14 protein-coding genes are annotated in these 18,027 nt (G+C 32.7%); 10 read left to right on the top strand and 4 right to left on the bottom strand.

The window, feature by feature from the left end; translation table 11 throughout:
• Window positions 1-37 precede the first annotated feature (37 nt).
• Window positions 38-4,171: an S-layer homology domain-containing protein gene (locus tag J2Z76_RS01305; protein ID WP_209510175.1), complete on the top strand. Its 4,134-nt coding sequence runs from the start codon at window positions 38-40 to the stop codon at window positions 4,169-4,171.
• Window positions 4,172-4,228: 57 nt separating this feature from the next.
• Here the strand turns inward: J2Z76_RS01305 and J2Z76_RS01300 are convergent, their stop codons facing one another.
• Together J2Z76_RS01300 and splB are read right to left on the bottom strand one after the other, a co-directional pair.
• Complete coding sequence (locus tag J2Z76_RS01300) at window positions 4,229-5,008, bottom strand: cell wall hydrolase (RefSeq protein WP_209510174.1); 780 nt, start codon at window positions 5,006-5,008, stop codon at window positions 4,229-4,231.
• Window positions 5,009-5,234: 226 nt separating this feature from the next.
• Window positions 5,235-6,257, bottom strand: a complete 1,023-nt coding sequence (splB, locus tag J2Z76_RS01295; protein ID WP_209510173.1) for a spore photoproduct lyase — start codon at window positions 6,255-6,257, stop codon at window positions 5,235-5,237.
• Between the two features lie 189 nt (window positions 6,258-6,446).
• Here splB and J2Z76_RS01290 point away from each other — a divergent pair, with 189 nt between their 5' ends.
• Window positions 6,447-7,592: an MFS transporter gene (locus J2Z76_RS01290; protein ID WP_209510172.1), complete on the top strand. Its 1,146-nt coding sequence runs from the start codon at window positions 6,447-6,449 to the stop codon at window positions 7,590-7,592.
• Between the two features lie 30 nt (window positions 7,593-7,622).
• On the top strand, window positions 7,623-8,552 hold the full coding sequence (locus J2Z76_RS01285) for an AEC family transporter (protein WP_209510171.1): 930 nt from the start codon (window positions 7,623-7,625) through the stop codon (window positions 8,550-8,552).
• A gap of 132 nt (window positions 8,553-8,684) precedes the next feature.
• On the opposite strand, the gene J2Z76_RS01280 is transcribed toward J2Z76_RS01285, so the two are convergent.
• Window positions 8,685-9,596 carry a collagen-like domain-containing protein gene (locus J2Z76_RS01280; protein WP_245210260.1) on the bottom strand — a complete coding sequence of 304 codons (912 nt, stop codon included), beginning with the start codon at window positions 9,594-9,596 and terminating at the stop codon, window positions 8,685-8,687.
• A 175-nt stretch (window positions 9,597-9,771) separates the two neighbouring features.
• Between J2Z76_RS01280 and cooS the strand changes: the two genes are divergently transcribed.
• From cooS to J2Z76_RS01250, 6 genes are all read left to right on the top strand, one after another.
• Entirely contained in the window at window positions 9,772-11,679 is a 1,908-nt protein-coding gene (gene cooS / locus J2Z76_RS01275) for an anaerobic carbon-monoxide dehydrogenase catalytic subunit (RefSeq protein WP_209510170.1), read from the top strand.
• A gap of 138 nt (window positions 11,680-11,817) precedes the next feature.
• On the top strand, window positions 11,818-12,534 hold the full coding sequence (locus J2Z76_RS01270; protein WP_245210259.1) for a YetF domain-containing protein: 717 nt from the start codon (window positions 11,818-11,820) through the stop codon (window positions 12,532-12,534).
• Window positions 12,535-12,645: 111 nt separating this feature from the next.
• Window positions 12,646-14,130 carry a carbon starvation CstA family protein gene (locus J2Z76_RS01265; protein WP_209510169.1) on the top strand — a complete coding sequence of 495 codons (1,485 nt, stop codon included), beginning with the start codon at window positions 12,646-12,648 and terminating at the stop codon, window positions 14,128-14,130.
• A gap of 232 nt (window positions 14,131-14,362) precedes the next feature.
• A complete protein-coding gene (locus J2Z76_RS01260) occupies window positions 14,363-14,632 on the top strand; it encodes an ArsR/SmtB family transcription factor (RefSeq protein WP_209510168.1) in 270 nt (89 codons plus the stop codon).
• 105 nt (window positions 14,633-14,737) lie between these two features.
• Entirely contained in the window at window positions 14,738-15,313 is a 576-nt protein-coding gene (locus tag J2Z76_RS01255) for a chromate transporter (protein ID WP_209510167.1), read from the top strand.
• Between the two features lies 1 nt (window position 15,314).
• Entirely contained in the window at window positions 15,315-15,890 is a 576-nt protein-coding gene (locus J2Z76_RS01250; RefSeq protein ID WP_209510166.1) for a chromate transporter, read from the top strand.
• Window positions 15,891-15,915: 25 nt separating this feature from the next.
• On the opposite strand, the gene J2Z76_RS01245 is transcribed toward J2Z76_RS01250, so the two are convergent.
• A complete protein-coding gene (locus J2Z76_RS01245) occupies window positions 15,916-16,788 on the bottom strand; it encodes a LysR family transcriptional regulator (RefSeq protein WP_209510165.1) in 873 nt (290 codons plus the stop codon).
• Window positions 16,789-16,916: 128 nt separating this feature from the next.
• Between J2Z76_RS01245 and J2Z76_RS01240 the strand changes: the two genes are divergently transcribed.
• Window positions 16,917-17,990, top strand: coding sequence for a Bug family tripartite tricarboxylate transporter substrate binding protein (locus J2Z76_RS01240; RefSeq protein ID WP_209510164.1), 1,074 nt, complete (start codon window positions 16,917-16,919; stop codon window positions 17,988-17,990).
• The last annotated feature ends 37 nt before the right edge of the window (window positions 17,991-18,027 follow it).

Here is an 18,027-nt window from a genome sequence, read left to right as displayed (position 1 = left end):
TTAAACTATAAAAATTATTTTAAAGGAGTGATCTATTTTGAAAAAAGTTATATTAATTATTTTAGCAATTGTCTTATGTTTTGGGTCCATTGGTTCTATGAGTAACTACTGCTATGCAGGTACTGCTCCGGATATTATTAGTGAAGGTACTTATACATCTCCTACATTAATAAAAAAACAATATTCAAAAACATATTTGACGACTATGATGATGGATATGGGTCCGGATTATACTGGTATTATAGGTGGTACTGGAGTAGGACATTACATGTTTTTTCCTGCGGAATCAGGAGATTATAAGATTACAATTAGACCAGATTCTGTAGAATTTGGTTTTAGTGTTACTATTTGTGATGATAATAACCCCGTATATTATAATGATGATGTAAGAGACAATTCCTGCGAAGCTACTATATCTGTTGACAAAGGAACGAAGTATTATATAACTATAGAGGGGGAAAGTATTTATCCAACTAAACCTTACTATATAATCTTCGACAAGCCACTTGTTGCACCGCTTATGTATACAGCAGGCACAGGAGGAAGTATAACAGGTGAAACTACACAAATATTATTACCTGACGGAACAGGTACAGAGGTAACGGCAGTACCTGACTCTGGATATGTTTTTTCACAGTGGAGTGATGGGGTTTTAACAGCTTCAAGAACTGATGCGTATGCAACTGATGGCATTGATATTACTGCTGAATTTTCAATCTTTACCATCGATTCAATTGATGACATAAATATTGATAGCTTGTCAGCAAGTTTACCTAAGGCAACTGTTCGTGAAAACGGGGAAATTGTCACAGGGAAAACTGTTAAATATACTTGCAAGGAATTAACTGATTATGGTGCTAGAATAAGTAGTTCTGATCGCTGGATAGGTTTAGATAGTAGTATACCGAATGGAACATATACGGTAACAGTGTCTCTAGCGGATGATTCTGCAGTACCTGTTACATTTAATATAAATTTTGCGATACCCATACCACCTGAAATTGCATTAACTCCAGAATCTGTAGACCTAGTAAAAGGTGGCACAGATGACTATTTCTATGTTGATTTTCCTACGGTAGCTGTTTATGATGGTGAAGGTAATTTAAGTGATGACGAATATGGGATTTGCGGTGCTGACTTTGGAGATTACCTTACAGAACCGCCTACTGATAAAGGTTTTAAATTAAGTAAAGATATACCGTTAGGCACTTATCATTTGACATATGGTTTGAGTGATGATGATACAATAACAAATGACTTTGAGATTGTTGTACGTAATCCTCAAATTGATTACACTGCAGGTACTGGGGGTAGTATAACAGGTGAAACTTCACAAACCATTGAGCCTAGATCAAGCGGAACTGAGGTAACGGCGGTACCAGACGATGGATACACTTTTTCACAGTGGAGCGACGGTGTTACAACAGCTTCAAGAACTGACGAAAATGTAACAGGTGATATTACTGTAACAGCAGAGTTTTCAGAAGCTGGTGTAGAATTAACTATTGATGAAAATTCTGTAGGTGATACACTGCAAGATAAAGTAGAAACGATATTGGATGGAAAATCTAATGCTTGTGTAATAGCATTAAACATAATTGAAGGAATACTAACAGATGATGATGTTTTATGGCTTACTAGTAATTTAACACAAATTGAAACACTAAGTATAACTGATGAAGCTAGCTTTACAGATGATACACTTCCAAATAATGCATTTGAGGATTTGAAAAAATTGAAAAGTGTAACTATGGATTTAGATACAACTGAATCTTTAAGCTTTGGAGATTATGCATTTGCATATTGTTATTTACTTGAAGAAGCTAACTTACCGCAAGCTGTAACTTTTGGTGTTGCTTCTTTCCGAAATGATTATAAACTTAATAATGTTATATTGCCAAATGCTAAAAGTTTTGGCGGTAATTCATTTAACGAATGTCAAGCTTTAACGGAAATTAGCTTACCTAACACAGAAACAGTGGGTATCGCTTCATTTGTTCATTGTATCAATCTGAAAAATGTAGATTTGCCAAAGCTTGAAGTAGTAAAATATCAGACGTTTTGTATGTGTGATGAATTAACAAACGTTAATTTAACAAATGTTAAAGAATTTGAAGATGGAATTTTTTGGAACTGCAAAAAACCAATAGAAATGATATTAGGAAGTGTTCCTCCTACTGTTATTTTTGATTCTGAACAACCGTATTCAGGAACCTTTGGTCAATATCAATGTGAAGAATCGTCAAAAATTTTAATACCAATAGATGCCCTTGAAGCATATAAAGCAACTGATGGATGGAATAATGGTTCATGGTGCGGATGGCCTGTAGAGACATTCAGCAATGCAAGTAGCGACAATACACTGTCAAATTTAACAGTTGATAATGTAACTATACAAAGTTTTGATTCTAAAACAATGATTTATAACTTAGAAAGTACAACTGAATCAAGTTTAGTGATAAGTGCTACATCAAACGACAGTAATGCTAATGTAACAGGAGATATTGGTATACAAAATCTTATAGTTGGTTCTAATACCTTTACAATAACGGTAACAGCTGAAGATTTAACAACAAAGAATTATATCATTAATATTGTACGAATAAAAAGTGAAGAAAATCCAGTGACTAAGCAGGTAGATATGCCTACAGCCAACCCTAGTGGAGGTAATTTTAGAGGTACTGTACAAGTTACACTTGCAAGTTCTACAACTGGCGCAGCCATTTACTATACATTAGATGGAAGCGTGCCAACAAGTGATAAAGATATTTATATAACACCTATTACAATTAGTGAAACAACAACATTAAAAGCGATAGCAACAACTGCAGGTGCTATAGACAGTGATGTTTTGACAGTGATTTTTACGAGAAATTCAAGTTCAAACAATTCGAGTTCAAGTTCAAGTAACACTTCAAAGAACAGCAATACGGTAAATGGCGAAGCAGATAATAAAAGTTTTAGTGCTGGGACAAAAGAAACAAAATACAATAGCGATGGTAAAAAAGAAACAGTGGTTTCTGTAAATGAAAGTTCTATCAAAACACAAGTAGACAAAATGGAAAACGGTCAAAAAATCTCAATTCCTGTGGTAGAAAACGTAGATGTGGTTAAAACAAAATTAAGTGTACAGTCTATTGCGGATATGCAAAAGAAAGCTGTCATATTGGAAGTAAAAACAGATGACGCTAGTTATGAGTTGCCAACAGATATGATCGATGTTAATAATATTTTAAAATTGATTGGTGAGGATGTATCTCCTCAAGACATACCATTTACAGTTGAAATATCGAAAGCAAATATTGATATGCTAAAAATAGTTGAAAACTCAGCAGTAAATAATGAATTGTCAATTGTTGTACCACCTGTGAACTTTAAGATAGAAGCAAGTTATAAAGGAAAGACATATGAAGTCGAACATTTTAATAGTTTTGTAACTAGAACAATTGCTATTCCTTCAAATGTGGATGCTAGTAAAATAACTACGGCAATCGTAACAGATTCAGATGGTAGTGTAAGACATATACCAACCTACGTTACTAAAGTAGATGGCAAGTATTATGCGACAATCAATTCTCTTACTAATTCTACATACACTCTCATTAACAATGAAGCTTCTTTCTCCGATGTAGCAGATAACTATTGGGCTAAAGCAGATATAGAGAAGATGGCAAGCAGATTAGTAGTATCGGGAAAAGAAGATGGCACATTTTCACCTGATGAGGCTATTACAAGAGCAGAGTTGGCAGGGGTTTTAGTAAAAGCATTGGGATTAAAGCCTGAACAGGTCAATCAGTTTGCTGATGTTGAAAGCGGAACAAAGTATGCTGGATATATTGGAACAGCATACAGCTATGGTATCATTAACGGAACAAGTGAAACGACATTTAATCCAGAAGGATTAGTTACAAGGCAAGATGCCATGACCATGATATATAGAGCAGGCATGATAGCAGGTTTAGAAAATTCAGAATATGTTACAGAAATGAAAAATTATGTTGATTATGAAGATGTATCAGACTATGCGAAAGAAGCTGCCGCGTGGAATGTTAACAATCGCATAATAGTTGGAAAAACAGAAACAACGTTAGTTCCATTTGACCATATTACAAGAGCAGAGATATCAGCAATTACAAATAGATTATTGACATCAGCTGGATTGATAGATTAACAGAAATTGATAAGAATTAAAAAAGGACAAGGTTTAATATACCTTGTCCTTTTTTTGTTAATATGAAAATGTCATATTGTCCACTGTCATAGAGACTGGTCGAGATAAGAGCCATGTATTAGTTATGGAGCTTTCGAAAAAGAACAAAGCACCATTTGTAGGGTCAGTTCCATTTAAAACTTCTTTCGCTGCTTTGATGCATTCATCTTGTGCAGGTTTATTAATCCATCCGTTTAATACAGGGGTAAATTGATAATAACCATTTATAACCTGATAAATAACATCGTTAATTGAGTTAGGAAAAGAATCGCTTTTCACTCTGTTCATAACTACAGCTCCTACAGCAATTTTTGCATCATAGGATTCACCTTGTGCTTCAGCAGTTATTAATCTTGCAAGCAAGTCCAAATCTTCGGATGAGTATGTAGCATCTAAATTAGTATTGACAGTATCAGATGGTATTGACGTTGACTTTATAGGTATGCTTAAATTTTGACCTATATCTATGTAATTTGTGTATATATTATTTGCACGTCTTAATTCATCCAATGATACATTATGTTGTTTAGCAATGAGATATAAAGTATCACCTTTTTTGACAGTATAGTTTAAATTAGTAACATCCAATACCTGTCCAATATTTATTGATGTGCTTAGTAGATTGTTATTTACTACTAAACTTGCTACAGTTGTGTTAAACAATTGGCTTATCTTATATAAAGAATCACCACTTACAGCAGTATAAGTCGCTGCATAGGCATTGCTAGAAAATGATAAAGATATTCCAAGCGTTAGTCCTGTAGTCAATAAAATCGATTTCAAACCTTTGAATTTCATCTTTTAATCCTCCTTATGCCTTCCGGGTTAGTTGTCGGGTTAGGGTAGAGGCCCCGGTACTCTTTATAAGAGATTTGGCTATAGAGTAATTTTAAAGCAATAATAATTAAGAATCAATGGGAACTCTTTGAAACGAAGGCAATATAAAACTTACTGTGAATTATATTCATAATAATATAAATACTTGAAAATAAGTAATTATATACAACTGTTTTGGTTAAATTAGTTAAATTATATATTTTACAATTTTATTATCAAACAAAGAATTTATTTCTTTGTTAAAAAAGTTTTTAATTTCGGTTATTTCTTCCTTTGGATAGACAAATTTTCCATATCCGAATTGTCCATATTTGTATACTCGCTCCTCGTCGTTCATTGGTAATTCTGTTGTTGGAAAAACCTCTAAAATGGTGTTCTTAGCTCTAGTAGTATATCTGTGTGATATAACCTCAAATGATAGTGGGTGTGAAATCTCATCTGGGAGGTTAGTTTTTATTTCTATTAGCAACTTTTTATAGTCGTTCTTCCAGCCGTCATACATAAAAATAGGTGCTATGATAAAACCCAGTGGATACTTAGCTTTTGTTATTTTTTGGCATGCTTCTATTCTTTTGTTGAGAGATGGAGTTTTATTCTCATAATCTTTTATGACTTTGTCCGTATTTAATGTAAATCTTATTTCGGTATTGCCCTTATGCTCGATTTCGAGTAATGTTTCAATGTCTGTATACTTTGATACAAACCTAAACCTACCATTTTCGCTTTTACTGAAAAACTGAATTGTTTTCTTTAAAGAATTGGAATATGGTTCAACTGGAACTGGGTCAGAGGTGGCAGAACCTTCGAATATTGTTTGATCAGGTAGTCTCTCGTCAATATATTTTTGTGCTTGCATTAGTATGTCATCTATATTTACATTAACCCTCATGTAAGGCTTATCACTTAGATTTGTATTTAGATAGCAGTATTGACATTGCCCAGTACAGCCTGATAACAGTGGAAGCTGATAGTGTGCGGATGGTTTGCATGACTGGAATTTCATTCCCTTTTTAATACCAACTACAAGAGTTTTTTTCCCCTCCCTATAAAAATCAAACAAATTTTCTCCAGGTATATTTTCTTTTATCCTACTGTTGCTCAGCTCAATTATCTCTATACTTTTGTCATCCTTAAAGTAGTTATAGATATTTTTCCCTATTTCATAGTTTAGAGTATTTTTTTCAAACAATATTCTTCTTGGAATAAACATGGCATCTCCTTATAAAATCAGTAATTAGTTTCGATAGTATTGTATCTAATTTTGATTTAGATATACAAAAATATAATTTATACGAATCTGAAAAAATCTTGACAAAATTGCTCTAAACTGCTAAAATTTCATTAAATGAAATAAAGACGAAATTAATTTCACCAGACGAAAAACATAGAGGTGTGCTAGATGTATAAATTCAGAAATATAATAATGAATATTACAGTAATATTATTTTGGATATCGTTATATGTTTATGTTCCAATATTGACTCCATATTCTCAAGATATAGGCGCAGGAGTTCAATTAATTGGAATGATAATAGGTAGTTATGGATTTACTCAAATGCTTGTTAGAATACCAATAGGAGTAATTTGTGACAGAACCGGAAAAAAGAAGAATTTTGTAATAATTGGTTGCGCTTTACTTTTCCTTAGTGGACTGGGATTGTATTTGTTCAAAAATCCAATTTTGGTTTTAGTTTTTAGAGGATTAGGTGGCGTAGCAGCAGGTACATGGGTTTCCTTTACGGTTTTATATACTGAATATTTTAAGGAAGATCAGTCAGCTAGTTCAATGGGAAATATCTTGGCATGCAATTCCTTTGGAAATTTACTTGGAGTGTTCTTTGGTGGGGTAATTTCACAATCATATGGATATGCATCAACATTTATAGTTGCATTTATAACTGCAGGACTAGCTTTTATAATTAGTTTTTTTGTTTATGAAAATCCAAATTATATAAAAAGTGATGTATCTACAAAAGAAGTTATTAATATAGGATTAAACAAAAACGTTTTAATTCCTTCTGTTCTAGCAATTTTTATGCAAGCAATTATTTTCTCTAGCATGTTTGGATATTCGCCTGCAGTCAATAAGCTAGGGGGTATGACTAGCTTTCAATTAGGTTTAGTTTCAACATTTTTTTTGATTACTAAAATTGGTGGTTCTAAAATTAGTGGGGTACAGCTAGGGGCAAAATATGGTTTTGGCAAAAGAATTTCTATTGGATTTACATTGATTGGAATAATGACAATGTTTACTGTAATGTCATCTTCAAACCCAATCTTTTCTTACCTTGTACATGCTATAGGAGGATGTGGATATGGTATTGCAATATCATTGCTCATGAGTTATATTGTAAGTGAGACAGAAAAGGGCAAAAAGACAATTGCAATGGGCTTTTTTCAGTCGATATATGGAATAGGAATGTTTGTAGGACCAGTTATATCAGGGTATTTTATAAACTGGTTTAGTTATGGGTTTAATTATATGATATTGACATTGTTAGCATTGATTTGTGCAACATATTCGTTTTTGTTTGTGAAATCTTAGAAAAGTAATATTTAAATAAAGGAGCATATAATGGATATTACAATTATATTAAACAATATTTTAACGCTTTTTCTATTAATATTAGTAGGCTTTATTGCTGGAAAGTCAGGAGCGGTAAGCAAAGATGCAACAGGATACCTGTCTGATATTTTAATGAAAGTTGCTTTGCCAGCAACTATTTTTTTATCTATTTCAGGAACTTATAGTGAAGGGATTTTAATGGATAGTCTAAAAATAGCTGTATTAACTTTTATAATTCATTCAAGTTGTATTTTAATTTCATTATTTTATACTAAAGCAATGAAAATACCTGAAAAAGATAGAGGAGTTTGGGTTTTTGTAAGTACATTTTCGAATAATGGATTCATGGGGTTTCCTATTGCGTATGCAATTTTGGGAAAAGAAGGACTTTTTCTAGCTTCAATTTCAAATACAGTTTTTAACGTATTGATATTTTCAGTGGGTATTAAATTAATAGCTATGGGTCATGAAAGTAGCAAAGGGATAAATATTAAAAAACTTTTTTTGAATAATAATAATATTGCAATTTTCTTGGGAATTATATTTTATTTGACACAGGCTAGTTTACCACAACCTATTCAAAGTTCGTTAAGCTATATGGGAAATGTAACAACACCTCTGTCAATGTTTTTGGTTGGATTGTCAATATCTAGCAGCAGAGTAAGAGATATGTTTAATGATTACAAACTTTATTTCCTTTGTGCTGTAAGACTACTAATTGCACCACTATTAGCAATTATTGCAATGAGATTTATACCTTTTGGAAGTATGAGTTTAGTACCAAAAGTAATGGCAATTGTCTTAGCTATGCCAGCACCTTCTGTTACTGCTATAATAGCTGAACAATATAATGGAAATAAAGAATTAGCATCTAAGGTTGTATTTCTTACGAGCATCCTTTCTATAGTGACTATTCCGGTCATTCTCATGTTTATATAAATATGATAAAATAAGGAGTCTTCTTCAAATAGCCGGGCAACAATTTTGCCCGGCTAAATAACAATTGAGGACTTTTTTTATTGTGCAAAATCAAGATTAAAGAATAATAATTTTCAATCTAAGTCGATGATTCTAAATACTTATTTTTTGAATTAATATTGAAGCATTGGTATTTATCATAGTGCCTCCTGCTAAAGTTTGAAGTGTAACTGCAGAAGCACTTGTATGATTTCGCACAGTTAAGACATCGGCTGCGGCAGCTGTGATGATTACCATACCAGGATTTGCTTGAGTACCTGCACCTGAACCATATATTCCTCCAGCAACGGGATTGCCATTTTGAAATAGAGTAAATTGATTCGGTTGAACACCTACTGCATAAAACCAAACCGCATAATCGCCAGCACTTCCAAGTTGTATTGTGGATGTTCCTGCCACATGTGTAATAGTACCAACAATAATTCCATTATTACTAAACAGTATGTCAGCTTCTAATGCGACATCTTGTGCAGACAGATTGTAAATATAAGCATATTCAGATAATCCAGCAGGACCGGTAGGGCCTGTGTCACCAGCAGTACCAGTAGGACCGATAGGCCCAGTGTCACCAGCAGGACCAGTAGGACCAATAGGCCCAGTGTCACCAGCAGGACCAGTAGGACCAATAGGACCAATAGGACCAATAGGACCAGTGTCACCAGCAGGACCAGCAGGACCAGCAGGACCAGTAGGACCAATAGGACCAGTAGGACCAATAGGACCAGTAGGACCAATAGGACCAGTAGGACCAGTAGGACCGATTGGACCTGTATCACCAGTAGGACCGGTTGGACCTGTGTCACCAGTAGGACCAGTAGGACCCATAGGACCAGTATCACCAGTAGGGCAACATATACAACATTGACTTGGATAAGTGCAGGACTGTTTATGACAATAATTACAACCATCGAAACAGCACTTATCATGATAATATTTATTACAAGACCACATTTGTGTTTGATCGCAATCTATATATTTTAGATTTTCTTCGAAATCACTATACATATTATAACCTCCTATATTAGTGTTAAACATTATTGTCCAATATCATAATATGCAAAAAAAATAAATGTGCTTATTATTTAGCAGTTGCTCTTAAAAATTTGTATTTTAATTCTAAAATTTGGCATACTAACCAAGTAGAACACTTAATATAAATTAATTATTCAGGAGGAAAGTAATGGCTGTTTTAGAAAAACCAAAGGATCGTGTTAGCTATCATGATTCTGTAGAAGAAATGCTTATAAGGATAAAAAACGATGGACTTACAAGTGTATTTTCTAGATGGGATGCACAAGAGAAGATACGATGTACTTTTTGTTTACAAGGGGTAAGCTGTCAATTATGTACTTTGGGGCCTTGTAGAATTAGTGAAAAAGCTGGCGCAGATAAAGGTGTATGTGGAATTGGGCCTGATGCAATGGCTATGAGAAATTTACTTATGAGAAATATTATGGGAGCTGCAACATATGCACATCATGCATATGAGGCCTTTAGAACATTAAAAGCTACCGGAGAAGGTAAAACTTCATTTAAGATTACAGATGTAGATAAATTGAAGTGGATGTGTAAACAAACTGGGATAGATACAAATCAAGATATTAACAAACTAGCAGTTCAATTAGCTGAACTACTTGATAGGGAAATGAAAGTAAATCCTGATCAACAAAGTATAATGGTAGAAGCATTTGCTCCTAAAAAAAGAAAACCAATATGGAGAGACTTACATATTTATCCTTCGGGAGTACAACATGAAGTAGAACTGTGTATTGCAAGTTGTTTAACAAATGTTGACGGAGATTATGTTTCTTTAGCAAAAAAAGCCCTTCGTTTAGGATTGTCAACTATATATACTGCTCAAATTGGTCTAGAAATGACTCAAGATATATTATTTGGTACGCCAATGCCACATGAAGTAGACGTAGATATGGGAATTATGGATCCAGATTATGTAAATATTGCTTTTAATGGACACCAACCATGGGTAGGAGTGGCAACCTTACAAAAAGCTAAAAAACAAGAGTATCAAGAAATGGCTAAACATGCTGGTGCAAAAGGTATTCATATAGTTGGATCAATAGAGACCGGTCAAGAATTGCTTCAGAGATTTGAAGTAGATGATGTTTTTGTTGGATTAATGGGAAACTGGTTATCAATTGAACCATTTCTTGCAACAGGTACAGTTGATGCACTAGTGATGGAAGAAAACTGCTCACCACCAGCAATTGACCAGTATGCAGAAAAATATCAAGTAGCACTCGTAAGTGTTAGCACTATAATTGGTGTACCAGGAGCTGAGCATGAAATGCCGTACTATCCAGCAAAGGCTGATCAGATGGCAGATGAATGCATAAAAATTGCAATAGAAAACTTTAAAAAGAGACATAAAAAGATAAGTCCTAAGGTTCCTAAATTCAAGACAAAAGCAATAGCAGGTTTTTCTACTGAAGCAGTGTTAAAGGCAATAGGAAATGATTTAAATGTTTTGGTTGATGTTATAGTAAAAGGACAAATAAAAGGTATTGTAGCATTGGCAAACTGTTCAACATTAAGAAATGGTCCACAAGACTGGAATACTGTTAATATCACAAAAGAATTAATTAAAAGGGATATACTAGTAGTTGCTGGTGGTTGTGGAAATCATGGTCTTGAAGTAGCTGGAATGTGCAATTTGGATGCTATAGAATTTGCTGGTGATGGATTAAAAGGAGTATGTAAAGCTTTAGGTATACCACCAGTATTAAGTTTTGGTACATGTACGGATACTGGCAGAATGTCTATGTTAGTAACTGCATTAGCTGATCACCTCAATGCAGATATATCTGATTTACCAATAGCTGTAACAGCTCCTGAGTGGATGGAACAAAAAGCTACAATCGATGGATTGTTTGCAGTAGCATATGGAGCATACACACATTTGTCTCCAACACCATTTATAACAGGAGCACCAAATCTTGTTAAACTTCTTACACAAGATGTAGAGGGTTTGACTGGAGGAAAGGTAGCTTTAGGTGATGACCCTGTGCAAGCGGCACAGGATATAGAAAATCACATTATGAATAAAAGACAAAAGATGGGCTTAAAATAACACTATTACAGGATATCTTAAATTGGTATCCTGTTTTTATATAATAGGAAATTATTAAATATGTTTTACTATATTGCATATTTTTTAAAAAAAATGTCAAAGATAAGTTGATAATTAAAATAATAAAAGGAGACTTTTATGGAATTAATGGAATTGGTACATGTTTTCTTCACATCTATAGGATCTGCAGTTACTATGTTTATTTTGACAAAAATAATGGGAAAAAAATCCATAAGTGAATTAACCATGTTTGATTTTGTCATAGGAATAACAATTGGTTCAATTGCAGCTGAAATGGCAACATCTCTTGAATCAGATTATTTGAAACCCTTACTTTCAATGGTTGTGTATGCGTTTCTTTCTATATTGATTTCATTTGCTATGACTAGATCGATTATATTAAGAAGATTTTTATACGGTGAATCATTAATACTCTTTCAAGATGGTAAAATTAATGATAAAAATTTAAAAAAAGCAAGACTTGATATAAGTGAATTTTTAACATTATGCAGGAATAGTGGTTATTTTAATATAAGCAATTTACAAACAGCTATATTGGAACCAAACGGCAAAATTAGTTTTCTTCCTTTGTCTCTGCAGCGTCCAGTAAATCCAAAAGACTTAAAGATTAACCCGCTAGTAGAAAAACCTTTAGTTAATGTAGTAATTGATGGGGAAATTCTTACAGACAATTTAAAATTTACAGGCAATGACGAGAAGTGGCTTTATAGACAACTTAATTCACAGGGAATTAAAAATATATCAGATGTTATCTTAGCAACCTGTGAAAATAAAAAAGAAATTAGTGTATATGTTAAACTAAAAAAACCCATGACTCGTGATATTTTTCAATAAAGGAAAATTTAAGATATTGACTACAACTATTTTTAGTGCTAAAATACAAAATGTTATTGACGTTATGTTTTTGTTAGTATTATTAATATTATAAATTAGGGGGATTTTTATATGGTAACTTTTCTTATTGGTTTAGCAATACTTATTATTGGCGGATATTTTTATGGAAAATATTGCGAAAAAGTTTTTGGTCCTGACGATAGGCCTACACCAGCGGTTTCTAAAGCTGATGGAGTGGACTTCGTAGGAATGAAAAAATGGAAGAACAGTTTAATTGAATTATTAAATATTGCAGGTACTGGTCCTATCATTGGACCTATTCAAGGCATCTTATTTGGACCTATAGCTTTTATTACTATTCCTATCGGATGTGTTCTAGCTGGTTCTATGCACGACTACTTTAGCGGGATGATTTCTCTTAGAGAAGGTGGAGCTCAAATGCCTAAGATGATAAAGAAATACTTAGGCGGAAAAGCATTTAATGTTTATAATTTCTTTGTTGGGATATTGATGATTTTGGTTGGCGCAGTTTTTGTTTATACGCCTGGAGATTTAATTGTAACCCAACTAATGGGTCAGGATGCAGCATTCGGTAACCCTACAACTTGGATAGTATATGCAGCAATTTTTGCTTATTATTTAATAGCAACTCTTTTCCCGCTAGATGCAATTATTGGAAAAATATATCCTATATTTGGTGCAGCACTTATATGTTCTGCCATTGGCATATTTGTAGGAATATTGAAGGATGGCGGAGCAAATCTTACAAATTTATCATTTGGAGCAGGTATGTTTAGTCAACATCCAAAACAGCTTCCATTTGTTCCAATATTCTTTATAACAGTTGCCTGTGGAATAATGTCTGGATTCCATGCAACTCAAGCAACTTTGATAGGAAGAGCAGTAACAAGTGAAAAAGAAGGAAAAACCACTTTCTTTAACATGATGCTTATTGAAGGCTTCATTGCAATGTGCTGGGCAGCAGGTGCGATGATATTGTTTGGTAGAGGTACAGATATTGCGACAGGAGCTACATTAATGATTGGTAATATTTCAAGAGAGTTCTTGGGGACCATAGGAGGGTTTATTGCAGTAATAGGAGTTATCGTACTTCCAATAACATCTGGAGATACAGCATTTAGGTCACTAAGACTTATGGTTGCGGAGCAATTCAATATAGACCAAACTTCTGCTAATAAAAGGGTGGCTGTTTCAGCAGCAATATTTATACCAGCTATTCTAATACTCTATTACGCTAAATTAAGCCCATCTGGATTTGGTATTTTATGGAGATACTTTGCTTTTACAAATCAATTTATAGCAACATTTGCGTTAGGTATGATTTCGGTATATTTATACATTCATGGCAAGAACTACCTGATCTCATTAATACCAGGTACATTCTATTTCTTTGTAGTTATGAGCTTTATATTCCATGCTCCAATTGGATTTGGCTTAGAAAGTAGACTTGGAATGGATCCTAATAGCTACATGTTATCATATATATGTGCAGCAGTATGTAGTGTAATATATGTTTGGTTTATTAAAAAGCACAGTGATGCACAAAAAGATAAAATTTTACAATCGTCTTTATAATAAAATTCAGTAAAATAGAGTAGGGCTATTTCTTTAATAGCTCTACTCTATTTTATGATATGAAATATTATATGCCTGTAGGGAAAATGAAATGACTAAAATGAGATAAAATGTGGGCGGATATACTTAATAGTAAAAATAAATTGACACTTATTTATATAAGATATAGAATATAAAGTATATATAGATAAATATCTATTTTAAACTTAATATAGTAAATAGAGGTGATAAAGTGGAAAAAGATTATAGAAAGTACGCTTTAATTTTAAAGGCACTATCTGATGAAACCAGAATCAAGATATTCGATATGCTTTCTAAAGATGAACTATGTGCTTGCAATATCCTTGAGCAATTTGAAATAACACAACCAACACTCTCGCATCACATGAAGACACTATGTGATAGCGGGTTAGTCAATAGTAGAAAAGATGGTGTTTGGATGAAATATTCTATCAATAGGGATAATTTAGAAATGATAAAGGGATTCTTAAACAGTAAATGATTTTGGATTTTGGGGACGGTTATTTTTGTTTGATTTCGAAATCTAAAAGTCACTAAGTTAAATATAAAAATATAAAAATTTAAATAGATTAAAAAGGAAACAAACATGGAAAAAAATTTGAAGTTTTATTTTAAATTATTTATTACTACATTTTCACTGAGTGCATTCACTATAGGAGGAGGCTACGTAATAGTTCCTTTGATGAGACAGAAATTTGTAGAGGAACTAAAATGGATAGAAGAAGAAGAGATGCTTAATATAGTTGCTATATCACAGTCAGCGCCAGGTCCAATAGCGGTAAACACTTCTATTATGACAGGTTACAGGTTAGCTGGAGTTCTTGGAGCTTTTGTATCAATACTAGGAACAGCATTGCCCCCGTTAATAATTATAACAGTTGTATCGAAATTTTATGATGCAATAAAAAATAATTCATCAGTAAATGCAGTATTGTTAGGAATGCGAGCAGGTGTAGCTGCAGTTATAATAAATGTAATAATTAAAATGGTAGGAGATATATTAAAAAAGAAAAATTTAACATCAATAATTATAATGGTATTATCATTTTTGGCTGCCGTTGTGTTTAATATAAACGCAGCATTAATTATTGTAATATGTGGAGTCTTTGGAGCAATAATCTATAGTGGTTTATTATATAAATTTAAGGGGGAGCATAAGTAATATGACTTATTTGCAAATTTTTGTTAGCTTTTTTCAAATTGGATTATTTAGTTTTGGAGGAGGATACGCAGCATTACCCCTTATAGAAAATCAAGTAATAGATGTACATAAATGGTTAAGCTTAGCAGAGTTTGCTGACTTAATTACAATATCACAGATGACACCAGGTCCTATAGCGCTAAATGCAGCAACATTCGTTGGAACTAGAGTAGGTGGATTATTAGGAGCTATAGTTGCTACTATAGGCTGCATAACACCATCATGTATTATTGTTTTAATGCTTGCATATTTATATTATAAGTATAAAAATTTATCTACAATTCAAGGTGTCCTTAATGGGCTAAGACCAGCAGTAGTTTCACTAATAGCATCAGCAGGAATTTCGATTCTAGCCTTAGCCTTGTTTAAAACAGAGGTAACAACATTATTAAATGTGAAATTTAGCGATATAAATATAGTTTCATTGATACTTATAGTCATAGGTGTTTTTGTTTTGAAAAAATACAAGTCAAATCCAATTCATGTCATAATGGCATCTGGTGTAGTAGGATTTATTATTTACGCCTTAATATTGTAATTTGTTATATTTGTTAAAGGTATGATTATTTTAAATTTGAGAAAAATTCTACTATATAATTTTTAAATAATTTAGCAGATTCCGAAATATATTCACTTTCCCTCCAAGACAGATTTATGCATCGTGTGCATTTGGGTGAGTGAATATTGATTAAAGAAAGTTCTTGATGTTCAATATTTCCCCAACTGTATTTAGGTACAAATGCAATTCCCATACCATTTTTTACGAGTTCTAAAATAGTTGGGGAGTCATAGCATTCAAGTATAACATTAGGTGTAAATCCTGCTTGATTACAATAATGATCAGTTGTTTTTCTTAATTTAGTATATGGTGGTAAACCTATAAACTTTTCATTAGATAAACTATCTAAGTTTATGCTATTTTTTTCAGATAAATGATGGTTTTTAGAAACTGCAAGCTTTAATTCTTCTTCTAATAAAGTCAGACTGTTTTTGTTGTTAATTTCTTCTGTTGATGGTATATATATAATGAAATCATAGTTGTTTTCACCTTTATTAAATTGTTTCTGACTTATATGAAATTTTATGTTTGGGTATTTTTGATTAAACCCAGTGATTATTTTAGGAAGCATAAACATTGCAGCTTGAACGTAGATAATAATGTCCTGATTTCTATTGCTGTTATAATCACTTAATTCCTTCTTTGCATCCTCTAGTGATTGCAAATTTCTATTTACATATTTTAAAAAAATCTTACCATTTTCATTTAGTTTTATATATTTTCCTTCCCTGTCAAATAATTTGACACCTAATTCAGTTTCTAGAGTTCGTATAGTTTTACTTAATGCAGATTGAGATATATGAATTTCTTCAGCTACTCTTGTCATGCTTTGTGCCTCTGCTATTTTCTTAAAATATTTTAGTTGCAACAATTCCATAATTTCTCCTCCATATATATAACTTTTATGTCATGATTATATGAATAATTATATATTAGACAATATAAAAAATCAATGATATACTAAAACATATTTATATGAAAATTAATTAAAATTTGGAGGAAAATATGAAAAAAACTAATTTCAAGAAAATTCTTACTGCAATACTTGTAGTAGTTATGTGTTTATCAGTAGCTGGTTGTAGTGTATCTAAACCCAATGAAGCAAGCAACAATCCTGGTTCAGAAGATGCGAAAATAGATTATCCAACAAAGCCAATAACAATGATAGTTCCTTATGGTGCTGGTGGAGGTACTGACACTTATGGAAGAATGTTAGCTGCACAACTTGAAAAGAAACTTGGGGTTTCTGTTACAGTTACAAACCAAGGCGGTGCTTCAGGTTCAATAGGTACAAAGTTTGTACATGATGCAGATGCTGATGGATATACATTGTTGTTTTCAGCAGAAACAATAGGAACTTACCGTTCAATGGGAACAAGTGATCTTTCATACAATAATTTCATACCAGTTGCACTTGCTGTTAACGATCCAAAATTGGTAGTAGTATCTAAAAATTCTAAATATAATACATTAGAGGAATTATTAGATGATATTAAAGCTAATCCTAACAAAATAACAATGTCTCATTCAGGCCCTGGTGGAAGCGGTCATAATCAAGGACTTATATTAAAAGAATTAGGATATGAGGTTGCAATGACAGCTTATGACAGTGGTAATAACGCTTTGTTAGGTGTCCTTGGAGATCAAGTTGCATTTACAAATCCTAATTTATCTTTTACAACAGGATATATATCAAGTGGAGATGTTAAGGTTCTAGCAGTATTTTCAAATGAAAGATTAAAATCATATCCTGATATACCTGCTTTTACTGAAATTGTTCCAGAATCTGAAAAATATCTAAGCATACCACTTACACCTCTTTCATTACTTGCAAAAGAAGGCACACCAAGTGATGTAGTTGAAATACTAAGAAAAGCTACTTCTGAAGCATTTCAAGAAACAGACTGGGTTGAGTTTGTAGAATCAAATTCTGCAGATAAGCTTTATGAAAAGTATACAGATGAAGAGTCAATGAAACAATTTTTCAAAAATTGGGAATCAATGATTTGCTGGTTACAGTATGATAATGGTGTTGCTAAAAATAGCCCTGAAAAATTCAACATTCCTAAACTTGACTAGTTAATATTATTTTTAAATAAGCAAAAAATAAAATGCC

It is taken from the genome of Sedimentibacter acidaminivorans (assembly GCF_017873955.1).
Taxonomy (GTDB): Bacteria; Bacillota; Clostridia; order Tissierellales; family Sedimentibacteraceae; genus Sedimentibacter; species Sedimentibacter acidaminivorans.
The sequence above is the reverse complement of the archived record's forward strand: the minus strand, read 5'-3'. Positions and strand labels throughout refer to the sequence as shown.

What these genes read in the sequence shown, in the direction of transcription:
- J2Z76_RS01265 (WP_209510169.1), top strand. Translation starts at nt 12,646, where the DNA reads ATGGTAACTTTTCTTATTGGTTTAGCAATACTTATTATTGGCGGATAT.
- J2Z76_RS01285 (WP_209510171.1), top strand. Translation starts at nt 7,623, where the DNA reads ATGGATATTACAATTATATTAAACAATATTTTAACGCTTTTTCTATTA.
- J2Z76_RS01290 (WP_209510172.1), top strand. Translation starts at nt 6,447, where the DNA reads ATGTATAAATTCAGAAATATAATAATGAATATTACAGTAATATTATTT.
- splB (WP_209510173.1), bottom strand. Translation starts at nt 6,257, where the DNA reads ATGTTTATTCCAAGAAGAATATTGTTTGAAAAAAATACTCTAAACTAT.
- J2Z76_RS01270 (WP_245210259.1), top strand. Translation starts at nt 11,818, where the DNA reads ATGGAATTAATGGAATTGGTACATGTTTTCTTCACATCTATAGGATCT.
- J2Z76_RS01250 (WP_209510166.1), top strand. Translation starts at nt 15,315, where the DNA reads ATGACTTATTTGCAAATTTTTGTTAGCTTTTTTCAAATTGGATTATTT.
- J2Z76_RS01280 (WP_245210260.1), bottom strand. Translation starts at nt 9,596, where the DNA reads ATGTATAGTGATTTCGAAGAAAATCTAAAATATATAGATTGCGATCAA.
- cooS (WP_209510170.1), top strand. Translation starts at nt 9,772, where the DNA reads ATGGCTGTTTTAGAAAAACCAAAGGATCGTGTTAGCTATCATGATTCT.
- J2Z76_RS01300 (WP_209510174.1), bottom strand. Translation starts at nt 5,008, where the DNA reads ATGAAATTCAAAGGTTTGAAATCGATTTTATTGACTACAGGACTAACG.
- J2Z76_RS01255 (WP_209510167.1), top strand. Translation starts at nt 14,738, where the DNA reads ATGGAAAAAAATTTGAAGTTTTATTTTAAATTATTTATTACTACATTT.
- J2Z76_RS01240 (WP_209510164.1), top strand. Translation starts at nt 16,917, where the DNA reads ATGAAAAAAACTAATTTCAAGAAAATTCTTACTGCAATACTTGTAGTA.
- J2Z76_RS01245 (WP_209510165.1), bottom strand. Translation starts at nt 16,788, where the DNA reads ATGGAATTGTTGCAACTAAAATATTTTAAGAAAATAGCAGAGGCACAA.